This window comes from Lactobacillus nasalidis (assembly GCF_016587775.1).
Taxonomy (GTDB): domain Bacteria; phylum Bacillota; class Bacilli; order Lactobacillales; family Lactobacillaceae; genus Lactobacillus; species Lactobacillus nasalidis.
This window is the reverse complement of the sequence record NZ_BOCG01000112.1, coordinates 1-460: the sequence shown is the minus strand read 5'-3', so window position 1 is coordinate 460 and position 460 is coordinate 1. Positions and strand designations below refer to the sequence as shown.

Here is a 460-nt window from a genome sequence, read left to right as displayed (position 1 = left end):
CAAGTGGCTGAAGAGGCGCCCTTGCTAAGGGTGTAGGTCGGGAAACTGGCGCCAGAGTTCGAATCTCTGCTACTCCGCCTGTAAAAGAGCTGCCTTGGCAGCTCTTTTTTTGTGCCCAAGGGGGCAGGGCAGAAAAAGTCCAAAATAAAACAGCTTTTTTGCCAAAAAGCCTTGCCAAAGGGGAACTTTTTCTGTATTCTAGTATTTGTTGACGCGCAAGCGCCGGTCGAGCAGCTCATGAAAAGATCAAGATTCTGCTTGACAAGATGAGCCAAAGCGAGTATCATCTTAAGAGTGCTTTGACGGCCCGTTGGTCAAGTGGTTAAGACACCGCCCTTTCACGGCGGTAACATGAGTTCAAATCTCGTACGGGTCATTGCCGGAAGGCAAGAATAGAATAATAATGATTCCATCATATGGAGGATTACCCAAGTGGCTTAAGGGGACGGTTTTGAAAACC

Annotated in this window: 1 tRNA gene; it reads left to right on the top strand. The window is 48.0% G+C overall.

Going from position 1 to position 460, the window contains the following annotated elements:
• The first annotated feature begins 304 nt into the window (after positions 1 to 304).
• Positions 305 to 376: transfer RNA gene (locus lacNas_RS01675), tRNA-Glu, on the top strand.
• Positions 377 to 460: the final 84 nt, after the last annotated feature.